The sequence below is a fragment of the Isoptericola halotolerans genome (assembly GCF_045689585.1).
GTDB classification, from domain to species: domain Bacteria; phylum Actinomycetota; class Actinomycetes; order Actinomycetales; family Cellulomonadaceae; genus Isoptericola; species Isoptericola halotolerans_B.
The window spans coordinates 2628344-2648432 of record NZ_CP140108.1 but is presented as its reverse complement, the minus strand read 5'-3'; the positions used below and the strand labels follow the sequence as shown (position 1 = coordinate 2648432).

Annotated in this window: 22 protein-coding genes; 6 read left to right on the top strand and 16 right to left on the bottom strand. The window is 74.9% G+C overall.

Translation table 11 applies throughout. The features are described 5' to 3' along the window. The first annotated feature begins 26 nt into the window (after positions 1-26). Both UQW22_RS12310 and UQW22_RS12305 read left to right on the top strand, forming a co-directional pair. Positions 27-956, top strand: coding sequence for an ABC transporter ATP-binding protein (locus UQW22_RS12310; protein ID WP_407317265.1), 930 nt, complete (start codon positions 27-29; stop codon positions 954-956). Next, on the top strand, positions 953-1759 hold the full coding sequence (locus tag UQW22_RS12305) for a hypothetical protein (protein ID WP_407317263.1): 807 nt from the start codon (positions 953-955) through the stop codon (positions 1757-1759). The genes UQW22_RS12310 and UQW22_RS12305 overlap by 4 nt, the downstream gene beginning before the upstream one ends. Positions 1760-1765: 6 nt before the next feature. On the opposite strand, the gene UQW22_RS12300 is transcribed toward UQW22_RS12305, so the two are convergent. Genes UQW22_RS12300 through UQW22_RS12290 form a run of 3 tightly spaced genes read right to left on the bottom strand, consistent with a single transcriptional unit; the run spans position 1766 to position 4545 of the window. Then, positions 1766-2935, bottom strand: coding sequence for a PQQ-binding-like beta-propeller repeat protein (locus UQW22_RS12300; RefSeq protein WP_407317262.1), 1170 nt, complete (start codon positions 2933-2935; stop codon positions 1766-1768). Then, positions 2935-3798, bottom strand: coding sequence for a cytochrome c biogenesis CcdA family protein (locus tag UQW22_RS12295; RefSeq protein ID WP_407317261.1), 864 nt, complete (start codon positions 3796-3798; stop codon positions 2935-2937). The genes UQW22_RS12300 and UQW22_RS12295 overlap by 1 nt, the downstream gene beginning before the upstream one ends. 3 nt (positions 3799-3801) lie before the next feature. Further along, positions 3802-4545, bottom strand: coding sequence for a DsbA family protein (locus tag UQW22_RS12290; protein ID WP_407317259.1), 744 nt, complete (start codon positions 4543-4545; stop codon positions 3802-3804). 142 nt (positions 4546-4687) lie between these two features. Here UQW22_RS12290 and UQW22_RS12285 point away from each other — a divergent pair, with 142 nt between their 5' ends. Beyond that, positions 4688-5071 carry a BlaI/MecI/CopY family transcriptional regulator gene (locus UQW22_RS12285; protein WP_407317258.1) on the top strand — a complete coding sequence of 128 codons (384 nt, stop codon included), beginning with the start codon at positions 4688-4690 and terminating at the stop codon, positions 5069-5071. Continuing rightward, complete coding sequence (locus UQW22_RS12280; RefSeq protein WP_407317256.1) at positions 5068-6039, top strand: M56 family metallopeptidase; 972 nt, start codon at positions 5068-5070, stop codon at positions 6037-6039. Before UQW22_RS12285 ends, UQW22_RS12280 begins: the two co-directional genes overlap by 4 nt. A 14-nt stretch (positions 6040-6053) precedes the next feature. On the opposite strand, the gene UQW22_RS12275 is transcribed toward UQW22_RS12280, so the two are convergent. After that, positions 6054-7685: a phytoene desaturase family protein gene (locus UQW22_RS12275; protein ID WP_407317255.1), complete on the bottom strand. Its 1632-nt coding sequence runs from the start codon at positions 7683-7685 to the stop codon at positions 6054-6056. Between the two features lie 40 nt (positions 7686-7725). Between UQW22_RS12275 and UQW22_RS12270 the strand changes: the two genes are divergently transcribed. Next, positions 7726-8670 carry an NAD(P)-dependent oxidoreductase gene (locus tag UQW22_RS12270; protein ID WP_407317254.1) on the top strand — a complete coding sequence of 315 codons (945 nt, stop codon included), beginning with the start codon at positions 7726-7728 and terminating at the stop codon, positions 8668-8670. A 27-nt stretch (positions 8671-8697) separates the two neighbouring features. On the opposite strand, the gene UQW22_RS12265 is transcribed toward UQW22_RS12270, so the two are convergent. Both UQW22_RS12265 and UQW22_RS12260 read right to left on the bottom strand, forming a co-directional pair. Beyond that, positions 8698-8982, bottom strand: coding sequence for a hypothetical protein (locus tag UQW22_RS12265; protein ID WP_407317253.1), 285 nt, complete (start codon positions 8980-8982; stop codon positions 8698-8700). 56 nt (positions 8983-9038) lie between these two features. Then, the gene (locus UQW22_RS12260) at positions 9039-9803 is read right to left on the bottom strand and encodes a DUF3995 domain-containing protein (protein WP_407317252.1); all 765 of its coding nucleotides are present in this window, start codon (positions 9801-9803) and stop codon (positions 9039-9041) included. A gap of 59 nt (positions 9804-9862) precedes the next feature. Between UQW22_RS12260 and UQW22_RS12255 the strand changes: the two genes are divergently transcribed. Beyond that, positions 9863-10453 carry a TetR/AcrR family transcriptional regulator gene (locus UQW22_RS12255; RefSeq protein WP_407317251.1) on the top strand — a complete coding sequence of 197 codons (591 nt, stop codon included), beginning with the start codon at positions 9863-9865 and terminating at the stop codon, positions 10451-10453. On the opposite strand, the gene mutM is transcribed toward UQW22_RS12255, so the two are convergent. The 10 genes from mutM to UQW22_RS12205 all read right to left on the bottom strand — a co-directional run bounded on the left by mutM (position 10407) and on the right by UQW22_RS12205 (position 19987). Next, positions 10407-11336, bottom strand: a complete 930-nt coding sequence (gene mutM, locus UQW22_RS12250) for a bifunctional DNA-formamidopyrimidine glycosylase/DNA-(apurinic or apyrimidinic site) lyase (protein WP_407317250.1) — start codon at positions 11334-11336, stop codon at positions 10407-10409. The two genes, UQW22_RS12255 and mutM, sit on opposite strands and share 47 nt — an antisense overlap. Next, positions 11329-12072, bottom strand: a complete 744-nt coding sequence (gene rnc / locus UQW22_RS12245) for a ribonuclease III (RefSeq protein ID WP_407317249.1) — start codon at positions 12070-12072, stop codon at positions 11329-11331. The genes mutM and rnc overlap by 8 nt, the downstream gene beginning before the upstream one ends. 1 nt (position 12073) lies before the next feature. Continuing rightward, positions 12074-12268: a 50S ribosomal protein L32 gene (rpmF, locus tag UQW22_RS12240; RefSeq protein WP_106268541.1), complete on the bottom strand. Its 195-nt coding sequence runs from the start codon at positions 12266-12268 to the stop codon at positions 12074-12076. Positions 12269-12270: 2 nt separating this feature from the next. Continuing rightward, positions 12271-12888 carry a YceD family protein gene (locus UQW22_RS12235; RefSeq protein ID WP_407317248.1) on the bottom strand — a complete coding sequence of 206 codons (618 nt, stop codon included), beginning with the start codon at positions 12886-12888 and terminating at the stop codon, positions 12271-12273. A 128-nt stretch (positions 12889-13016) separates the two neighbouring features. Next, on the bottom strand, positions 13017-13607 hold the full coding sequence (locus UQW22_RS12230) for a hypothetical protein (RefSeq protein WP_407317247.1): 591 nt from the start codon (positions 13605-13607) through the stop codon (positions 13017-13019). Between the two features lie 15 nt (positions 13608-13622). Next, on the bottom strand, positions 13623-14114 hold the full coding sequence (gene coaD, locus UQW22_RS12225) for a pantetheine-phosphate adenylyltransferase (protein ID WP_407317246.1): 492 nt from the start codon (positions 14112-14114) through the stop codon (positions 13623-13625). Positions 14115-14216: 102 nt separating this feature from the next. Continuing rightward, a complete protein-coding gene (gene rsmD / locus UQW22_RS12220) occupies positions 14217-14828 on the bottom strand; it encodes a 16S rRNA (guanine(966)-N(2))-methyltransferase RsmD (RefSeq protein ID WP_407317245.1) in 612 nt (203 codons plus the stop codon). 24 nt (positions 14829-14852) lie between these two features. Continuing rightward, positions 14853-15764, bottom strand: coding sequence for an endonuclease/exonuclease/phosphatase family protein (locus UQW22_RS12215; protein ID WP_407317244.1), 912 nt, complete (start codon positions 15762-15764; stop codon positions 14853-14855). 219 nt (positions 15765-15983) lie between these two features. Next, on the bottom strand, positions 15984-18233 hold the full coding sequence (locus tag UQW22_RS12210) for an ATP-dependent DNA helicase RecG (RefSeq protein WP_407317243.1): 2250 nt from the start codon (positions 18231-18233) through the stop codon (positions 15984-15986). Beyond that, the gene (locus tag UQW22_RS12205) at positions 18230-19987 is read right to left on the bottom strand and encodes a DAK2 domain-containing protein (protein ID WP_407317241.1); all 1758 of its coding nucleotides are present in this window, start codon (positions 19985-19987) and stop codon (positions 18230-18232) included. Before UQW22_RS12205 ends, UQW22_RS12210 begins: the two co-directional genes overlap by 4 nt. Between the last annotated feature and the right edge of the window lie 102 nt (positions 19988-20089).

Here is a 20089-nt window from a genome sequence, read left to right as displayed (position 1 = left end):
GGACCGCCGTCCGTAGCGTCGCCGCCATGATCAGGATCGACTCGCTCACCCAGCGCTACGGTGACCTCACCGCCGTCGACGACGTGTCCTTCACCGCGTTCCCCGGTCGCGTGACCGGGTTCCTCGGGCCGAACGGTGCCGGGAAGTCGACCACCCTACGAGCCCTCACCGGCCTGTCCACCCCGACGGCGGGGCGCACGACCGTTCTGGGGCACCGCTACACGGACCTGCCCAACCCCGGCCTGGACGTCGGCGTCCTGCTCGACGCCTCGGCGCAGCACGGCGGACGCACCGGCCGCGAGACGCTGGTGCTGGCGCAGCGCACGATGGGCCTGCCGTCCATCCGCGTCGACGAGATGCTCGACCTCGTGGGGCTCACCTGGGCGGAGGGCAAGCGCCGCGTGCGGGACTACTCCCTGGGCATGCGCCAGCGGCTCGGCATCGCGACCGCACTGATGGGCGACCCGTCGGTGCTCGTCCTCGACGAGCCGGCGAACGGCCTCGACCCCGCAGGCATCCGCTGGATGCGTGACCTGCTGCGCGGCTTCGCCGACGACGGCGGGACCGTCCTGCTGTCCAGCCACCTGCTGTCCGAGATCGAGATGATCGCGGACGACATCGTCATGATCGGCCGTGGCCGGATCGTCGCGTCGGGGGCCACCGACGAGCTGCTCGCCGGCGTGGGGACCCTCGTCCGGTCCTCCGACGACGTGCAGCTCGCCGCAGCGCTGACGTCCGCGGGCTTCCAGGCGGCTCCCCGCCCGGACGGCGCGGTCGCCACCGACGCCGACCTCGCGACGGCCGGCCACGTCGCCTTCCGGGCCGGCCTGCCGGTCACCGAGCTGCGCACGGCCGACGGCCACGGCCTGGAGGACATGTTCCTCGAGCTCACCTCGGCCGACCAGCGCGAGGGATCCCCCGCGCGGACCTTTCTCGCGAACGGAGCACCAGCATGAGCGCCCCCGCCCTGGACACCCGCGCGGTCGCGCCGCGCCCGGCGACCGGACGTCCGCCGGTCCCGCTCTCCCGGCTCGTCGACGTCGAGGTCCGCAAGCTCGTCGACACCCGGGCCAGCCGGTGGCTGCTCGCCGCGGTGCCGTTGCTGACGCTCGTCGTCGTCACCGGCGTCACCCTGTGGGGCCGCGACGAAGAGGTCACGTTCGGCATGCACACCACGACCAACATGATGCCGCTGGAGTTCGTGCTGCCCCTGGTGGCGGTCCTGGCGGTGGCCGGCGAGTGGAGCCAGCGCGCCGCGCTGACGACGTTCGCTCTGGTGCCCCGGCGGGGGCGGGTCGTCGTGGCCAAGGCGGCGGCCCTCCTGGTCGTCACCCTCGCCGCGACGGCGACGGTCGTCGCCCTCAGCGCGCTCGGCACCGTGGTGGCCGCGCAGGTCCGGGGCATCGAGGCGGTGTGGGACCTGCCGCTCGAGCTGGCCCTGCGTCTCGCCGTCGCGAACGTGCTCGTGGTGGCGTTCGGGTTCCTCGTCGGGGTGGCGATCCGCAGCACGGCGCCCGCCATGGTCGCCTACCTCGGCTTCATGTTCGTGGTGCCGATGATCTCGAGCGTGGTCGCCGGCGCGTGGACCTGGTGGGCCGAGAACGGCGCCTGGTTGGACCTGAGCTGGTCGTCGAGCTTCGTCACCTCCCCCGAGATGACGGGTGAGCAGTGGGCCCAGGTCGGGACCTCGTCGCTGATCTGGGTGGTGGTCCCGATGGTGGTCGCCGTGCGGCGGCTGCTCCGGGTCGAGATCCGCTGAGCCGCGTCACGGCGCTCCGGACCCGTCCGTCGCGGTCGTCGCCAGGTAGTAGCGCTCGAAGTCTCCGAGCACGACCGACCCGTCGCCGGTGACCGTGGTGGGCACGACGATCCGTCCGGTGCCCTCCGGGTCGTAGGCCTCGGCGACGTCGCCCGTGACGACGTTGTGCGCGCGCACGGTCTCCCCCTCCCGCAGGAAGACCAGCGCACCGCTCACCCCCGCGATCGTCGTCCCGGGCGCGATCGAGAAGGCCCACAGCTCCTCGCCGGCGGGTCCGGTCCCCGTGATCCGGGTGTCCTCCAGGGTCACGACCGTGCCGGTCGTCGGGTCGGCCGCCACGTGCGCGACGTCCTCGGCGAGCAGCGAGCCGTCGTCGAGGTCCACGAGCGCCGTCGCGTCGTCGCCGACCTGCCAGACGGCGGTCCCCGGGGCGGCGGTCTCGCCAGGGGCCGCGACGACACCCTCGAGGTCCCAGCCCCGTTCTGCGGGCTCCACGCGCCACTGCTCGCTGCCGTCGTGGACGTCCGTCGCGACGAGCGTCCCTTCCTCGCGCTCGACCAGCACGTCGTCGTAGGTGCCGACGACGACGGTGCCGTCGTGGTCCTGCGCGGCCACCTCGCCGGTGGCCGGGTCGAGCGCGACGCGCGGCCCCGAGGCCCCCATGGCCTCCGTCGACGGCTCGGCGAACACGAGACCCGGTCCGTGCAGCGGACCGGGCACCTCGACGGGTCCCCAGACCGGCTCGCCGGTCGCCAGGTCGTACGCCGTGGCGGTGGTCTCCGCGAGCGAGTCCTCGGTCGTCGAGGTGTCGGTCAGGACGGCGAGCGCCCGGTCTCCTGCGGTGGTGACCAGGAAGCCGGTGCAGCTCGCGGGCCGCTCGACGGTCCACAGCGGGTCGCCGTCGGGCGCGACCGCGGTGAACCGCAGCACGCCACCGTCCTCGGTGAAGCCGAGCGCGATCCCCTCGGCGGTCTGGGGCGCGACGTCCCATCCCGGGTCCACGACCCGCACCCCCTCGACCTGGATCGGGATCCGCAGGTCGGCGGTGTCGATCTCCGGCAACGGGTCGCCGCCCGAGGTGGGCACGCGGTCGACGTCGACGGGGGCAGCGGCCTCGGCGCAACCGGCGAGCAGGAGCGCCGACATCGCCACGGCGGCGAGCCTGCGGGCGCGCATCAGGCCTCCTCGCGGGTGGCGGTGGTCGTGCTCGCCGCGGCGCGCCGGGCACGACGGCGGGTCCACACGACGGCCACGACGACGGCGACGACCACGACGGCGACGACGTCGAGCACGGGGCTCGCCAGGACGGCACCCTGGCCCTGCAACCACGTCTGGGCGCCCTGCGGGACGACCTCCGGCACTCCGACCAGACCGTTGGTCGCCCAGAACACCACCCCGACGGCGACGAGCAGCAGCCCGGTGACCACCGAGGTCGTGTGCAGCTCCCGGCCCAGCAGGGTGAACGTCCGCCCGCGCAGCACGGAGCGGCCACGCTCGCCGATCCGCCCCCAGAGCGCGGCGACGGCCAGCAGCGGCAGGACCATGCCCGCACCGTAGACGGCGAGCAGCGTCCCTGAGGCCACGACGTCGCCCTGGGCTGCGGCGAGGGTCAGCACGGCCCCGAGGATCGGTCCGGCGCAGAACCCGGCGACGCCGCTCGTCGCGCCCAGCAGGAGGCTCTTGACCCATCCCGTCCGCGAGGCCGCCGAGCTCTGGATCCCGCGGGCGCCGGGGAGCAGGCGTGCCGGGTCGAAGCCCAGGCCGAGGAGCTGGACGACGCCGAGGACGACCAGCAGGACGGAGGCGACCGCGATGACGAGGTCGCGCCGGGTGGCGAACAGCCCGCCGAGCGCGCCGGCGCCAACGCCGAGAGGGACGAGGACGGCCAGCAGGCCGGCGTAGAAGACGGCACCGTGCGCCCACAGCCGTGGTCCGGTGCCGACCGTGGAGGCGAAGAACGCGGGCAGCAGCAGGGCACCGCAGGGGCTCAGCAGTGCGAGCACGCCCCCGAAGAATGCGGTGAGGAGTCCGATCTCCACGGCTCAGCTCCCGTCCGCGAGCGCCGCCTCGAAGGCGTCGCGGAAGACCTGGGTCGGCTGGGCGCCCACGATCGGCTCGCCGCCCAGCAGGAACGCCGGTGTCGAGTAGGCACCGAGGTCGAGGCCGAGCTGCTGGTTCGCCTGGACCTGCTCGACCGTCCCGGTGGCGTTCAGGTCGGCGGCGAACTGCTCGGTGTCGAGGCCGAGCTCCGCGGCCAGGTCGGTCAGCGCCTGCTCGGACAGCTCGCTCTCCGTCCGGGTCTCCCCGTCGGGGTAGAGGGCGTCGTGGTAGGCCCAGTACTCGTCCTGCAGCGCGGCGGCGTAGGACGCACGGGCGGCGCGCTCGGAGGCCTCGCCGAAGACGTTGACGTCGCGGTACTCGATGCGCAGGTCGCCTGCCTCGGCGTGCTCCATCATCTCCGGCAGCGTCTCGTGGCTCCACTGCGCGCAGTACGGGCACTGGTAGTCGGAGAAGACGACGAGCACCACGGGGGCGTCGACCGGCCCGGCGGCGAGCAGGTCCTCGGGGTCCCGCCGCTCGACGGCGGCCGTGTCGACGTCGGCCGGGCCCTGCACCTCGGTGGGGGCGTCGGCCGGTGAGCTCTCCGTCGCGGCCGGTGCGGCCGCGGGTGCGCCGTCGTCGGACGACCAGACCACGACCGCGAGGAGCAGCCCCGCCAGGACGGTGACGACGCCGGCGGGGACGACCCACGGGCGCTTTCTGGGCGATGTGCGGTGGTCGGCCACGGTTCCTCCTGAGGTGCTGCTCGATGCAGATCGACTATGCACCATAGTCGACTATGCGCGGTAGTCAACTACGCTCGGTAGTCGGCTATCGTGCCCCGAGGCACTGATCACGTCCACGCCGGCACCAGGAGGAACACCGCCGATGAGCGAACGGCACACCGAGGCCCCCGCACGGCTGGGCGCCCTCGAGGCACGGGTCATGGACGTGCTGTGGGACTGCGGCGGCTGCAGCATCCGGCACGTCATCGACCGCCTCGACGGACGCCCGGCCTACACCACGATCGCGACCGTCCTCGGCAACCTGGAGCGCAAGGGCTTCGTCGAGCACGTACGGCAGGGCCGCGCCGCCCGGTACCTGCCGGTCTCCAGCCGCGAGGAGCACGCCGCCCAGGTGATGGGGCACGTGCTCGAGAGCGGCGGCGACCGGGCCGCTTCGATCCTGCACTTCGTCGAGTCCATGCCGGAGAGCGACCGGACGCTGCTGCGCGACTACCTGACCCGGCAGGAGGGGGCGGACCCTCGATGAGTGCCGTCGTCGCGCTGACGGTCGCCCTGGTCGCCGCTGCACTCGGCGGCCCGCACCTGGTCCGCCGGGCGGCCCCGGCCCTCGTGCGCGTCCCCCTGCTCGCCGCGACGGCCCTCACCGCGGGGATCGTCGCATGGCTGGCCGCCCTCCTGGCCGTCGGACCGATGCTCGCCGGCCTGCTCTCCGGGCCCGCCGTCCTGAGCGGCACGGCTGGTGAGGTGTGCCAACGGTGCCTCGACGTGGCGAGCCCGTACGACGGTGTGCTGCGCATCACGCCCGTCCCGGTGGTCCTCCTGCTGGTCGTCCCCGCGGCGGTGGCCGCGCTCCTCGCCACGACGCTCGGCCGCGAGATCCGCCGGCGGCGACGCGCGTCCCGCCGCACCTCGGACGAGCTGCGCAGGGTCACGGTCCCCCGCACCCTGCACGGATACCGCGTGCTCACCGTCCCCGACGCGCCCCCGTACGCCTTCACGCTGCCCGGCCGGCACGGCGGGATCGTCGTCTCGACCGGCGCGCTCCGCGCCCTGGACGACCGCGAGCTCGCCGCCGTGCTCACCCACGAGCACGCACACCTGCGCCAGCACCACCATCTGGTCTCCCTGCTCGCCACCGCCCTGGCGGTCCACCTGCGGTGGATCCCGCTCGTCCGCGCCGTCACCGACGCTGTCCCGACCTACCTGGAGATCGCGGCCGACGACGTCGCACGCCGCCGCGTCGGCACCGCCGCGCTCGCCGGTGCGCTCCTCGCGCTCGGCGACCCCGTCCACCCCGTCGCGCTGACGGCGGCAGGGGCCGGGGCGCTCCACGCGACCGGACCGGACCGCGTGCGCCAGCTGGTCGCCCGCGCCGAGGGACGGACCGGCGCCGCGCCGGCACTCGCGATCGGCGTGCACCTCGGGGTGCTCGGGGCCGTCGCCTCGGCCGTGCACCTGCTGTTCGCCGGTGCGGTGCTGTCCGGCTGCGCCTGATCCGGTCGGCCCGGTCAACCGGTCAGCAGCGCCATCGCGGCGGCGCGGCCGGGGATCGCGCTGACCCCGCCGCCGCGGCGCGCGCCGGCACCCGCGACCAGCACCCGCGGATGGACGGTCTCGACGCCCCACGCGCCGGGATCGTCGAGACCGTTCGGGCCGTCGCCGTCGCCTGCATCACCTGTCTCCGACCACGGCCACGACAGGTCGCGATGGAAGATGTGGCCGCCCGGCAGCCCCACGTCCTGCTCCAGATCCACGGGCGATCGGGCCTCCAGGCACACAGCACCCTTCGGACCGCTCCACAGGACGTCGTCGAGCGGTTCGGCGAGCACCGAGTCCAGCGAGCGCAGCGTGGCCGCGAGCGCCGTCTGGCGCGACCCGTCGGGGTCGTCCCGGAACAGCCGCGCCGGCATGTGCAGCCCGAACAGCGTGAGCGTGTGCGCCCCGGCGGCCCGCAGGTCCGGGCCGAGGATCGAGTCGTCGGTCAGCGAGTGGCAGTAGATCTCGCACGGGGGCAGGTCGGGGACCTGCCCCGCCGCGGCCTGCCGGTGGGCCGCCTGCAGCTGGGAGTACGACTCGTTGACGTGGAAGGTCCCGGAGAACGCGGCCACGGGGTCGGCGCCGTCGCGCAGACGGGGCAGGCGGCGCAGCAGCATGTTCACCTTGAGCTGGGCACCCTCGGGCGCCCCGGCGGTCGCGCGGCCCGACGCCTCGGCGCCGGTGGCCGCGAGCAGCGCGTCCAGCGTGGCCGGGGCCGCCCCGCTGACCACCGCACCGGCACGCACGGCCCGGGCCCCGCCGTCGGCGTCGGTCCACGACACCTCGGCGTCCCGGCGCGCCGTCCCGGGGTCGACGGCGGTGACGTGCGCCCCGGTGACGAGGGTGGCCCCGGCCGCCCGGGCGGCGTCGCGCAGGGCACCGGAGACGGCGCCCATCCCGCCGACCGGCACGTCCCAGTCGCCGGTGCCGCCCCCGATCACGTGGTAGAGGAAGCACCGGTTCTGGACGAGGGAGTCGTCGTCCAGGTCGGCGAACGTGCCGATGAGCCCGTCGGTGGCCGCGACGCCCCGCACGACGTCGGAGGCGAAGGTCGCGCGCAACGTCTCACCGAGCGGTCGCTCGACCACGGCGCGCCAGGTCTCGTCGTCGTCGACCAGCGCGCGGGCCTCCGCACGGGAGACCAGCGGCGCCGTGACGGTGGGGAACAGCCGACGCGCCAGCCGGCCCACCCGGGCGGAGAACGCCTGCCAGGCCGCGTGGTCGGCGCCCGCTCCGAGCGCCTCGAACGAGCCCCGTGTCGCGTCGTCGGACCCGGAGTCGACGAGCAGGCCGGTGTCCCCCACCGGGGTGTACGAGGAGAACCGGCGGCGCCGCAGGGTCAGGCGCAGGCCGAGCTCGGCGACGATCTGGCGGGGCAGCAGGGAGACCAGGTAGGAGTACCGCGAGATCCGCGCGTCGACGCCGTCGAAGACGCGCGCCGAGACCGACGCGCCACCGACGTGGTCCAGCCGTTCCAGCAGCAGCACCGAGCGGCCCGCGCGGGCGAGGTAGGCGGCCGTGGTCAGCCCGTTGTGCCCGCCGCCGACGACCACGGCGTCGTAGCGGGCGGCGCCGTGGGAGGCGCTGGGGTGCGGGGAGCTCATCGCCTCATCGTGGCACGCCGTCTCCGGTAGCGTCCGAGGCATGAAGATCCTGGTGCCGAGCAACGTCCCGTTCGACCTGACCCTCGACGTCGAGGGCGTCGACGTCGCCCCCTACGTCATGCGTGAGGAGATCCCGGACGAGCACGTGGACGCCGAGGCGGTCGTCACGTGGGCCAGCCCGCAGCGGGTGATGGACGACGCGGCCCGGCGGCTCACCCGGCTGCGCTGGGTGCAGACCCTCAACGCCGGCCCGGACCAGGCGCTCGCCACCGGGTTCGCCCCCGACGTCGTGATCACCTCCGGGCGGGGGCTGCACGACGCGACGGTGGCGGAGCACGCGCTCGCCCTGTTGCTGGCCTCGGTGCGCCGTCTCGACCGCACCCTCGACGCCCAGCGTCGGCACCGGTGGGACCGCGAGCTGGGCCGGGAGCAGGCCAGCTCGGAGCAGGAGTTCACGCTGCGCGGCGCACACGTCGTCGTCTGGGGGTTCGGCTCGATCGCCGCGGTCCTCGCGCCGCTGCTGACCGCCCTCGGCGCCCGCGTGACCGGCGTGGCGTCGTCCGACGGCGAGCGCTACGGCCACCCGGTCGTGGCGGCGTCGCGGCTCACCGAGGTGCTGCCGACCGCGGACGTGCTCGTCTCTCTGCTCCCCGCGACGCCGGAGACCCACCACGCCCTGGACGCCTCGGTGCTGGCGCTGCTGCCGCCGCACGCACGGTTCGTCAACGCCGGCCGTGGCGCCACGGTCCATGAGGAGGCCCTGGTCGCCGCTCTGCGCTCGGGTGCGCTGGCCGGCGCCGCGCTGGACGTCACCGAGACCGAACCGCTGCCCGCGGACTCACCGCTGTGGGACGCCCCGGGGCTGATCCTCACCCCGCACGTCGCGGGCGGGCGGCCGCAGGGAGCCGCGGAGCTCGTCGCGGCGCAGGTGCGCCGCTGGCTGGCCGGCGGTGCGGAGGCGCTCGAGAACGTCGTCCCCCGCTGAGCGGCCGGACGGATGCGGCGCGCGGCCTCAGGAGCTGCGCTCGCGCTGGCGCACGTGGCGACGTTCCTGGAGGTAGGTGGCCACGATCGTCACGACGAAGAAGAGTCCGACACCCTTGAGCCGGTCGTCGGGCTCGGTGGTCCCCAGCACCACGCCGAGCAGGGCCAGCACGACGGCCACGTAGAGCACGAACCAGGCGAACCGGCGCGGGTCGCCCTCGTCGTGCGCCAGCCAGTAGCGCGTCGTGAGGAACGACGCCGCGACCGGTCCCGCGAACGTCACGACGGAGGTCAGGTCGGCGGCGTCCAGCACGGATGCTCCTTGTCGGCGGGTCGGTCGGGTGCGTGGCCCGACGACCGAGCCTAGTGCTACGCGCCGAGAGCCAGCGACGCCCCGATTCCCGTCGCCAGCAGGGCGACGGCGGGCGTCCAGCGTCGGTCGTCGGCGCGGGCGAAGCTCGTGTCGCGGACGCGCTTGAGGACGCCGACGTACCGCCCATCGCCGACGACGCGTGCGACGAGGATCACCAGCGCCGCGACGCCGCACCAGGTCCACCACCAGCCGTCGGCACCGAGAGCGAGCGCGAGGACCACCACCACGTAGGCCGACAGTGCCACGGCGACCGCGAGCGTGGGCAGCGGTCCGGGCTCGCCGAGCCGTTCGCGCGAGCCGGCTCGCTGCGGGAGGACGTCCGCGGCGCCCCGGGTGGACCCGGCGGCCCAGGTGACGTGGAACCCGGCGGCGGCGGCCGCCGCCAGAACGGCAAGGCCGATCACGACCCACCAGGCCTGCGCCGGCACCGCGCCAGCGGCCGCGAGCGACAGCAGGCCGGCGGCCGTGAACAGCGGCCAGGCCAGGTGCCAGCGGACGATCGCGAAGCACAGCGCCGCGGATGCCAGGCACATGACGCCCATGACGACCGGCGCGGACCCGCCGAGCAGCACGCCGGCCGCCGCCCACCAGGCGATCGAGGTCAGGTGCCACGCACCACGCAGCAGCCCCTCCGCGTGCTGACGTGGCAGCCGGACGCGCCAGCCGGACGCAGCGAGGAGCGACCGCAGGACGAACAGCTCGCCGAGGACGGAGTGCAGCACCCCGACGACGATCAACAGCACAGCGGCGGTGAGCAGCATCTTTCCTCCATACGATGGCGTATGGTCACGGTAGCCATACGGTGGCGTATGGTCAAGGGATGGCTTCGCTCTCCGCCTCCGACTGGGTCCGCGCCGCCGCACGCCGGCTCGCCACCGACGGGGTCGACGGCGTGCGCGTCGAACCCCTGGCGGCCGGCCTCGGCGTGTCCAAAGGGAGCTTCTACTGGCACTTCGCGAACCGTGACGCGCTCCTCGTGGCGGTGCTCGACCACTGGCAGCGAGCAGGTGTCGCCGGCGTCATCGCCGCGGTGGAGGACGCCGGGACCGACCCCGAGGCCCGGCTGCGAGAGCTGCTGCGCCGGTCGTTCGACCATGCCGACCGCGGGTTCGACGTCGGCGTCCGCGCGTGGGCCGCCCGGGACGAGCGGGCCCGCACCGCAGCCGGTGCCGTCGACACCGCCCGCACCGACTACCTGACCCGGCTGCTCGACGAGGCCGGTTCACCGGATCCCCGCCGTCGGGCAGCCGTCGTCTACCGCACGCTCCTGGGCGAGTACGCCCTGCGGCAGGCCGGAGCACCCGGGCTCGACGAGACCGCGGTCGCCGCCCTGGTGGACTGGAGCCTCGGCTCGAGCGAGCCGGCTACCAGCGACCCTGCCGCGGGCGCGGCTGGCACCGCGGGCACGTGAAGGACGACCGGTTCATGAACTCGTCGCGACGCACGGGCGTCGCACAGCGCCGGCAGGGCTCACCAGCCCGCCCGTAGACCGCCAACGACCGGGAGAAGTACCCGGACTCCCCGTTGACGTTGACGTAGAGCGCGTCGAAGCTGGTGCCGCCCTGCCCCAGCGCCTCGGTCATGACCTCGGTGGCGGCGTCCAGGACCCGGCGCACCACCGGGCGCGTCATCGTGTCGGTCGCCCGCGCGAAGTGCACCCGAGCCCGCCACAGCGCCTCGTCGGCGTAGATGTTCCCGACACCCGAGACCGTCGTCTGGTCCAGCAGCGCGCGCTTGATCCCGGTCCGACGACGGCGCACGCGCTCGACCAGCACGTCCCGGTCGAGCGCGGGGTCGAGCAGGTCGCGGGCGACGTGGGCGACTGGTTCGGGGACCGCGGCCAGCGGCGAGCCGTACCCGCCCGGCCGGCCGTCCGCCGTCGGCGCCAGGTCCGTCACCGCGAGATGGCCGAAGGTGCGCTGGTCGACGAAGTCCAGGTACCGCGCACCCGACGGCGCGGACTCCAGGTGGAGGCGCGCGCGCAGGTGGGGGTGCGCCCACTCCCCCGCGACCGAGGGGTCACGGACCAGGAGCTGGCCGGACATCCCCAGGTGGGCCAGCATCGCCGCGGGCACCCCGCCCCTGGGGCCCTCCAGCACCAGCCACAGGTACTTGCCACGGCGGGCCGCCGCCACCAGGCGCTGCCCGCGGAGCTGGTCCGCAAAGCTCAGGGGTCCGCCGTCGTGCCGCCGTACCGAGTAGTCGCGAAGGACATCCGCGCTCGTGACCCGGGCGCCCACGACGAGTCGGTCGAGCCCGTCGCGGACGGTCTCGACCTCCGGGAGCTCAGGCACCGGCGGGCTGCTCCTCACCCGTGACAGGCAACGCCACGACCGCCCGGTAGGCCTGCTCCGCGGCGGCCTGCTCGGCGTGCTTCTTCGCGGTGCCGCGCCCCATGCCCACGACGGGGCCGGCGGTCACCTGCGCCTCGAACCGGCGGGCGTGCTCGGGCCCCTCGCCCAGCACGGAGTAGACGGGAGCGTCGAAACCACGCTCGGCGACGGCCTCCTGCAGGGATGTCTTCCAGTCCAGGCCCGCCCCGAGGTCCGCGGCGTGGTCCATCGTGGCGTCGACCAGACGGTGCACCAGGTCGCGCGACACCTCGAGACCGTGGGAGAGGTACGTGGCGCCCAGCAGGGCCTCGACGGTGTCCGACAGGATCGAGTCCTTGTCGAACCCGCGGGTGCGCATCTCGCCCTTGCCGAGCAGCACGAAGGCGCCCAGGTCGAGGCGGCGGGCGACGGCGGCCAGCGAACGCTGCGAGACCGTGGCGGCACGCATCTTCGCCAGCTCACCCTCGGACTTGTCCGGGTGACGGCGGTACAGCGCCTCCGTCACGACCAGACCCAGGACGGTGTCGCCGAGGAACTCGAGCCGCTCGTTCGTGGGGATGCCGCCGGCCTCGTGCGCGAACGAACGGTGGGTCAGGGCAAGCACCAGAAGCTCGGGATCCAGACGGACCCCGAGCTTCTCGAGGAGCTCACGCGGCTCCGGCCTCCCGGAAGAAGATGCGGGGCCGGTGGCAGGCATCTCAGCCGGCGTGCTCGGTACGGAGTGCCTCCGCGTACTGACGACCCTTGTACGCGCCGCAGGTCGGGCACGCAGTGTGGGACAGCTTCTGCCCCTTGCAGCTCGGGCACGTGGTGAGGGTCGCCGCGGTGGTCTTCCACTGCGAACGACGCGCACGGGTGTTGCTGCGCGACATCTTGCGCTTCGGAACAGCCACGGTCAGCTCTCTTTCGTCTCGTCGGACACGCTCGACTCCTCGAGCATGGTCTGCAGCGCCGCCCAGCGAGGGTCGACGACGTCATGGTGGTGCTCGGGGTCGTCCTCGAGCCGCGCTCCGCACTCGGAGCACAGGCCGGGGCAGTCCTGCCGGCACAGCGGTTGAAATGGTAGTGCAGTCACGAGCGAATCCCGAACCACGGGTTCGATGTCCGCCAGGTCGTCGGTCAGCTCGGGCTCGTCGTCGGCCTCGTCGTCCCCGGAGTCGTCGGCCGCCTGGGCGCGCTCCGGGTAGACGAACAGCTCCTGGACGCGCACCGTGACCTCGTCGCGCACCTCGTCGAGGCAGCGTACGCACTCGCCGACGGCCGTCCCGCGGACCACGCCGGAGACGAGCACGCCCTCCATCACGGACTCGAGGCGCAGCCCGAGCGTGAGGTCGGCGCCCTCGGGCACGCCGATGACCGCCGTGCCCATGTCGGCGGGCGCGGCGACGACGCGCGCGACCTCCCGCATGGTGCCGGGACGTCGCGACAGCTCGTGCGTGTCGAGCACGAGCGGCGAACGCTTGTCGGTCGTGATAAGGATCTCCTGAGAGTGGGTGCGCCGGAGGCGCGGCATGGCACCGGGTCGGCACAGCGGCGAACGGGTGCGGGATGATCGGTCCGAGCGGACCAGCGACCCAGTCTACGCGATCCCGCGCCCGCGGCCAACGGGCCGCCGGCGTGACCTGCGCAACGATCGGACGGTCATGCGCTGCGCTCGGCACCGCGGCCGGCGCCGCGCTGGGCACGCTCGGCGCCGCGGGACCCCTCCTGTGGCCACTGCGGGTCGTCGACCGCGTCCCACCGGACCCGCGGCGTGCCCGTGCCCAGCCGCTCGGCGAGCTTGGCCCGGCCCGCCTGGACCTGCGCGCCCAGCGTTCCCAGGTCGGCCTCGAAGTCCGCCAGCCGGCTGTCGCAGTACTCGTCGGCGTCGGTGCGCAGCCTCTCGGCCTGCCGCTCGGCCTCGGCGACGATCTCGGCGGCGCGCGACTCCGCCTGGACGACCACCTGCTCCGACTGCACGAGCTCGATGGCCCGGGCCCGCGCCGTCGCCAGCACCTCCTCGGCCTGCCGGTGGGCGCTCTCGAGCGTCCGCTCGGCCTCCGCGAGGACGTCGTCGGCGCGCGCCACCTGCGTGGGCAGCGAGTCGCGCAGCTCCTCGACGAGCCCGAGCGCCTGGTCGCGGTCGATCTTGACGTTCGTCGACAGCGGTGACGTCCGCGCGTTCTCGACGAGCGCCGCCAGGTCGTCGATGATCTCCAGCAGCCCGGCGGTGGGGTTCTGTGTCTCGGTCATGTGGTGCTCCTCACCTCACGCGCGGTGCGCGACGGCGGCGCGCACCGCCTCGGCCGCACCGGGCGGCACGAGGTCCTCGATCGGCCCGCCGTGGCGGGCGATGTCCTTGACGAGCGACGACGCCACGTGGGCGTAGCGCTGCTCGGCCGGCAGGAAGACGGTCTCCACGCCGCTCAGGTGTCTGTTCATCAGCGCCATCGGCTGCTCCCCGTCGAAGTCCGCCCCGCCGCGCAGGCCCTTGACGACGGCGGAGGCGCCCACCTGCCGGCAGAAGTCCACGAGCAGACCCGGGACCTCCTCGACCTGCACGGACGCCAGGTCTGCATCCTCGGCGAGGGCGCCACGGACCAGGTCGACCCGCTCCTGCGGCGTCAGCAGGGCGGACTTGGAGGCGTTGCGGGCGACACCGACCACGACGACGTCGAACAGCCGTGCGGCCCGCCGCACGACGTCGAGGTGGCCCAGCGTGATGGGGTCGAAGGACCCGGGACAGACAGCGATGCTCACGCCCCGACGCTAGCGCGCCCCCGGCCGGATCGCGCCGAGGCGCCCCGGAGTGGTCGGCACGTCGCCAGGGAGATGTGGACTGCCCGCGGTCGGCCGGAGCCGTCAGAACTGGCCGTCAGGGCCGTCAGGGCCGTCGTGGTCGGAGGGCTCCGCGTAGTGCACGGCGGTGTCGCCGTAGGTCTTCGTCGTGACCGGGTCGAGGCCGTCGGGCCAGTCCGGGGCGCCGCTGCGTCGCGCTCGTTCGACGACCACGACGGCGTCCGCGGCGAGGACCCCGGGCTCTGCCAGGTTCGCGAGCAGGTCCGCCAACGCCGTCGCCGGCAGGTCGTACGGCGGGTCGACGAGGACCAGGTCGAGCGCCTCTCCCCCGGGCGTCCCGTCCGCCGCGAGGCGGGCCACGTACCGCTCGGCCGGCTCCGCGAGGACGCGCACCGTGCCCTCCAGACCGAGCGTCGCCACGTTGCGCCGGGCGATGTCGGCCGCCTTCCGCGCCGACTCCACGAGCGTGACGGCCGCCGCGCCACGGCTGGCGGCCTCGATGCCGAGCGCCCCGGAGCCGGCGAACAGGTCGAGCACGCGTCCGCCGTCGATCACGCCGTCGTGCTCCAGCCGGGAGAACAGGGCTTCGCGGACACGTTCGCTGGTGGGTCGGGTGCCTGACGGCGGCACCACGAGGGTGCGCCCGCCGACGGTCCCGGCGACGATCCTGGTCATGGCGTCGAGCGTAGCCGCCGTCGCTCAGCCCGGTGGCAGGCGGACGTCCGCGACGACGGGCAGGTGGTCGCTGCCCGTGCGTCCCAGGGTGGCGACCCGCGTGACGTCGGCGCCCCGGGCCAGCACGTGGTCGATGCGCACGACGGGCAGCGGCGCCGGGAACGTGGCCCCGAGCACCACGCGTGGCGTCGACACGTGCGCCAGCACCGGTCCGAGCGCCCGGTCGTCGAGGGTCGCGTTGAGATCTCCGCCGACGACGACGACGCTCGCGTCGTCGTCGGCGAGCACCTCGCCCAGGAGGCCGAGGGAGTGGTCCCGGGCCTGCGACCTCAACCCGCCGGGACCGAGCCGCACCGAGGGGGCGTGCACGGCGTACACCCGCGGGTCGGTCCCACCGGGGACGTCCACGACGACGCGCATCCCGCGCTCCCACGAGGCGTTGGTGCCCGGCGGGCGCAGGTCCACGGGTTCGGGCCCGAGCAGCGGGTAGCGGGACCACACGCCGACGGTCCCGCGGACCTCCCGGTAGGGCAGCGCCGCGCCGAGGGCCTGCGTGAGCTCCCGGTCGAGCGGCGTGGTGACCTCGACCAGCGTCACGACGTCGGGTTCCGCCTCGAGCAGCACGGCTGCCGTCCGCCCGGGATCGCTGTTGGTGTCGGCCACGTTGTGCTGGACCACGACGAGGTCCGGCCCCGGCGCCGAGGCGGGGGCCGGCAACGGCCAGAAGAGCCACAGCCACGCCCCGGCGGAGAAGAGGACGGCGAGCGCCCCACCAGCGGCACGCCGCAGCACCGCGACGACACCGAGCGCCAGCAGCACCAGACCGCTCCAGGGCAGGAAGGTCTCGACCAGGCTGCCGAGGCCCGCGATGTCCGGGAGGAGGTGGTGCAGGACGAGGAGCCACCCGGTGGCCAGTGCCGCCGCAGCCAGGGCCACCTGGCCCTGGCGGCCCGGTCGGCCGGGCGGCTCGGGGCTCCCGGGCCGCTCCCCCGGGCGGGCACGGTCGGGTCGCTGGTCCTGTCGTCTCGGTCCTTGCCGTCGAGGACCCTGACCTCGGGGCGCGGGCGGTCGGCGCCGAGGCCGAGGGCCGGGCGACGCGACGGTGTTCACGCCCCGACCGTAGCCAGCGCCCCCGACGGCGGCCCGCCGCCACGCTCAGGCCCGCTCGAGGAACTCCTCCTGCTCGGCGTCGAGCTGCGCGGCGATGGCCTCGGCGAGCTCCGGGTGCGCGGCCAGCTCGGGGTCGCCGGCGACGATCGCGGTGGCCTCGGTCCGCGCCTCGGCGATGAGGTCGGCGTCCTTGACCACGCGCAGCAGCCGCAGCGAGCTCGACCGGCCGGACTGGGCGGCGCCCAGCACGTCGCCCTCCGACCGCAGCTCGAGGTCGAGCGTCGCCAGCTCGAAGCCGTCGGTGGTGCCCGCGAGCGCCTCCACCCGCGCGGCCGCGGGCGTGCCGGGCTGGGCGTTCGACACCAGGAGGCACAGACCCGGGTCGCCACCACGGCCGATGCGTCCTCGCAGCTGGTGGAGCTGGGAGATCCCGAACCGGTCGGCGTCGAACACGACCATGACGGTGGCCTCCGGGACGTCCACGCCGACCTCGACCACCGTGGTCGACACGAGCACCGGCGCCTCGCCCGAGGCGAACCGTGCCATGGCGACGTCCTTCTCGGCCGGCGGGAGCTGGCCGTGCAGCACGCCGACCTCGACGCCGTCGAGCCGCGGCGTCGAACGCAGCATGTCCGCGACCTCGAGCACGGCCCGCAGGGGCGGCCCGTCCGAAACCGCCTCGGCGGGCTCGAGGAGGTCGGCGATCTCGTCGGGCTCGGGCGCTCCCGGCGTGCTCGCACCGCCCGCGGGTGCGTCGTCCGGATGGATCCGGGGACATACGACGTAGGCCCGGCGGCCGGCGTCCACCTCCTCGCGGACCTTCTCCCACATGCGCTCGTTCCACCGCGGGTTGGCGGCGGGGACGACGTGGGAGGTGATGCCCGCGCGACCCGACGGCAGCTCGGTGAGCGTCGACGTCTCCAGGTCGCCGAACACGGTCATCGCCACCGTGCGCGGGATCGGGGTGGCGGTCATGACCAGCAGGTGCGGGGCGACGCGCCCCTTGGCCCGCAGGGCGTCGCGCTGCTCGACCCCGAACCGGTGCTGCTCGTCGACCACGACGAGGCCGAGGTCGGCGAACTGGACCTGGTCGCCGAGCAGCGCGTGGGTGCCGACGACGATGCCCGCCTCGCCGCCGGCGGCCTGCAGGAGGGCCTCCTTGCGGGCGGCCGCCCCCAGGGAACCGGTGAGCAGGGCCACCCGCGTGCCGTTCGCGGCCCCGCCGAGGAGCCCGCCCTCGGCCAGCGGGCCGAGCATGGTGCGCAACGTGCGAGCGTGCTGGGCCGCCAGCACCTCGGTCGGGGCGAGCAGCGCGGCCTGCCCACCGGCGTCGACCACCTGGAGCATGGCGCGCAGGGCGACCACCGTCTTGCCGGACCCGACCTCCCCCTGCAGCAGCCGTTGCATCGGCCGGGGGCGGGCGAGCTCGTCGGCGATCTGCTCACCGACGCGTCGCTGCCCCTCGGTCAGGGTGAACGGCAGCGCGGCGTCGAAGTCCTCCAGCACCCCGCCGGCGCCGGCTTGCCGCGGCAGACGCGCCGTGGCCTCCTCGGACGCGGTCCGGGCACGGCGTTGCGCGAGGGCGACCTGGAGGACGAAGGCCTCCTCGAGCCGCAGCCGGCGGCGGCCCCGCTGCCAGTGCTCGGCGGAGTCCGGCACGTGCACGGCACGCAGTGCGTCCAGCCGGGTGGGCAGCCCGAGTCGGGCACGGACCTCGACCGGGAGCGGGTCGACCACGTCGTCCTCGGTCAGCGGGTCCAGGACGGTGCGCACGGCGCGCTGGATGCGCCAGGTCGGCACCGAGGCCGACGCCGGGTAGATCGGGATGGGTCGTGACGCCTCGACCATCGCCTCCTCGTCGTCGTCGGCGTCGACCCCCACCAGCACGTAGTCCGGGTGCGTGAGCTGACGGGTGCCCCGGTACTCCGAGACGACCCCCGTGAAGAGTCCGGAGCGGCCGGGACGGAGCTTGTCCTCGTGGGGGCGCAGGGCTCCGGCCCGCTTGGCGAAGAACGTCAGGCTCAGCTCGTGACGACCGTCGGTGACCGTGGCTTGCAGCAGCGCCCCGCCGCGGCTGCGCATCGGGCGCACCGTGGCCCGGGCGACACGCGCCATGACGGTCACGTGCTCGCCGAGCTGCAGGCGGTCCATGTCGGTCAGGCGACCCGGGTCGCCGTAGCGTCGCGGGTAGTGCCGCAGGAGGTCGTCGACAGTCTCCAGGCCCAGCTTCGCGAGGGGCCCTGCGGCACGCTTGCCGAGCGTGGTGGCGAGCGGCTCGGCCAGCCGGGCGGTCACCACGCTTCTCCGCTGAGCGCCCCGATCGCCGTCTCGTCGCCGGGATCGTCCAGCGGTTCGACGCCGATGCCCACCTGTCCGCCGACCCGGCCGGTGGGCAGGACGACGACGTCGGCACCGGCGGCGACGGTCGTCGCCTGCGCCACGAGCGCGTCCACGGCGTCGGCCGGCACGTCCAGGTCCGGCAGCAGGGCGACGATCCCCGGGGTGCCGGCGAGGTCTGTGGTCAGGCGGCCGAGCTCGCCGACCGCCTCCCCGGCCGGCACACGGGCCGCGCGCAGCCTGGTGAGCGCCTCGCGGACGACCCCGGGGACGTCGGCCCCCGCCGGGCCGGCCGCGTCCACCGCGCCCGCGAGCGCCGAGACCGCCGTGACCAGGTGCACGTCCTCCTGCGCGGGGACGACGACGACGTCAGGGGGCTCGACGGCGTCCTCGGCCAGGCCGTCGCGTCCGGCGAGCCCGGCGATCACGTCGCGCAGGCCCGTCCCGTCGAGCACGGAGGACGGGGCCAGGACGAGCACATGGGGCGTGCCCGCGCCCAGCGCGCTGTGGGCCAGGTCCTCCACGGTGGGTGGGACGTCCAGGTCGAGCAGGACGACCGCCCCGCCGGACGCGAGCTCGACCGCGAGCGCCGGGGCTGACGTCGAGGCCACCACGGCCCAGTCCGCCGGCGGCACCGCCAGGTGGCGCACGTGGACGCGCGAGACCGCGCCGCGGCCGGACCACCGCCGCGTCACCTCGAGGGCCGCGTCGAGGTCCTGGGTGTGCACGTGCGCCTGCCACAGCGACTCCACGTCCTCCCCCGTCGCGTCCCCCGCACCACCACCGACCACGACGACGGAGTTGCCCACCTCGTCGAGATCGGCCCGCAGGGCGTCGGCCACCGCGCCCGGCCGGAACCCCGCGGCGTCGGCCGCGCGGTGCAGCACGAACATGAGCTCCAGCTCGTCGCTCGGGCCACCGGTGTGCTCGTGGTCGTGCGAGGGTGCGCCGGTCCACCGGCCGGCGGAGGCGCCGTCCGGGGAGCCGTCGGCGGTGTCGGCGGCCGGCGTGTAGCCGCGCAGGTCGAGGTCGAGCAGCACGGGGCCGATCGTGCCGTCCGCCTCCGACACGGGCGCGCTGGTCGCGTGCCGCTGGGCCGCGGCGAGCGACGTGAGCACGAGCAGCAGCCCGCAGGCCCCGGCGTCGAGCACACCGGCGGCCCGCAACGGCGCGAGCGTGCCGACGCTGCGCAGCGCTGCTTCGCGGGCACCTCGGCGGGCGGCCTCGAGGACCGTGAGCCGCGCGGGAGCGCCGAGGGGGCCGACCATGCCCCCGGCCTCCGCGTGCCGGGCCGCGGCCGCGGCGGAGTCCGCTGCCGTGAGGATGGTTCCCGCCGCCGGGTGCGCGACCGCCTGGCGCGCCGACCGCGCGGCGACGTCGAGCCCGACCGCGAGGCTGTCGCGACGGCTGGCCGCGAGGGCGAGACCCCGCAGCCACTCGCTGAGGATCACCCCCGAGTTGCCGCGTGCCTGGAGCAGCGCCGCCCGGGCACCCAGCCGCAGCAGGCGTGCCCCACCCGCGCCGGCGTCGGCGTCGTGGATCGCGGCGCCCGCCTCCCGCACGGTGAGGTACATGTTGGTGCCGGTGTCGCCGTCGGCCACGGGGAAGACGTTGACACCGTCCAGCTCCGAGCGCGCGGCGGCGAGGGCGTCGGTGGCGACACGGGCCCACGCGCGGACGACGGAGGCGTCGAGGAGCTCGGGCTGATCCACTGCACCACCGTAGCGGTGACGCACCCGACGCCGGCGCTGTTGAGGCCGACCCCGCACATCGGCTATCCTCGTGTGGTTGCCCGGAGTTCCGGGCGCCCCCAG

What these genes read in the sequence shown, in the direction of transcription:
- UQW22_RS12300 (WP_407317262.1), bottom strand. Translation starts at nt 2,935, where the DNA reads ATGCGCGCCCGCAGGCTCGCCGCCGTGGCGATGTCGGCGCTCCTGCTC.
- UQW22_RS12280 (WP_407317256.1), top strand. Translation starts at nt 5,068, where the DNA reads ATGAGTGCCGTCGTCGCGCTGACGGTCGCCCTGGTCGCCGCTGCACTC.
- rsmD (WP_407317245.1), bottom strand. Translation starts at nt 14,828, where the DNA reads ATGACCAGGATCGTCGCCGGGACCGTCGGCGGGCGCACCCTCGTGGTG.
- UQW22_RS12260 (WP_407317252.1), bottom strand. Translation starts at nt 9,803, where the DNA reads ATGCTGCTCACCGCCGCTGTGCTGTTGATCGTCGTCGGGGTGCTGCAC.
- UQW22_RS12305 (WP_407317263.1), top strand. Translation starts at nt 953, where the DNA reads ATGAGCGCCCCCGCCCTGGACACCCGCGCGGTCGCGCCGCGCCCGGCG.
- UQW22_RS12235 (WP_407317248.1), bottom strand. Translation starts at nt 12,888, where the DNA reads ATGCCGCGCCTCCGGCGCACCCACTCTCAGGAGATCCTTATCACGACC.
- rnc (WP_407317249.1), bottom strand. Translation starts at nt 12,072, where the DNA reads ATGCCTGCCACCGGCCCCGCATCTTCTTCCGGGAGGCCGGAGCCGCGT.
- UQW22_RS12310 (WP_407317265.1), top strand. Translation starts at nt 27, where the DNA reads ATGATCAGGATCGACTCGCTCACCCAGCGCTACGGTGACCTCACCGCC.
- UQW22_RS12230 (WP_407317247.1), bottom strand. Translation starts at nt 13,607, where the DNA reads ATGACCGAGACACAGAACCCCACCGCCGGGCTGCTGGAGATCATCGAC.
- UQW22_RS12275 (WP_407317255.1), bottom strand. Translation starts at nt 7,685, where the DNA reads ATGAGCTCCCCGCACCCCAGCGCCTCCCACGGCGCCGCCCGCTACGAC.
- UQW22_RS12285 (WP_407317258.1), top strand. Translation starts at nt 4,688, where the DNA reads ATGAGCGAACGGCACACCGAGGCCCCCGCACGGCTGGGCGCCCTCGAG.
- UQW22_RS12270 (WP_407317254.1), top strand. Translation starts at nt 7,726, where the DNA reads ATGAAGATCCTGGTGCCGAGCAACGTCCCGTTCGACCTGACCCTCGAC.
- UQW22_RS12255 (WP_407317251.1), top strand. Translation starts at nt 9,863, where the DNA reads ATGGCTTCGCTCTCCGCCTCCGACTGGGTCCGCGCCGCCGCACGCCGG.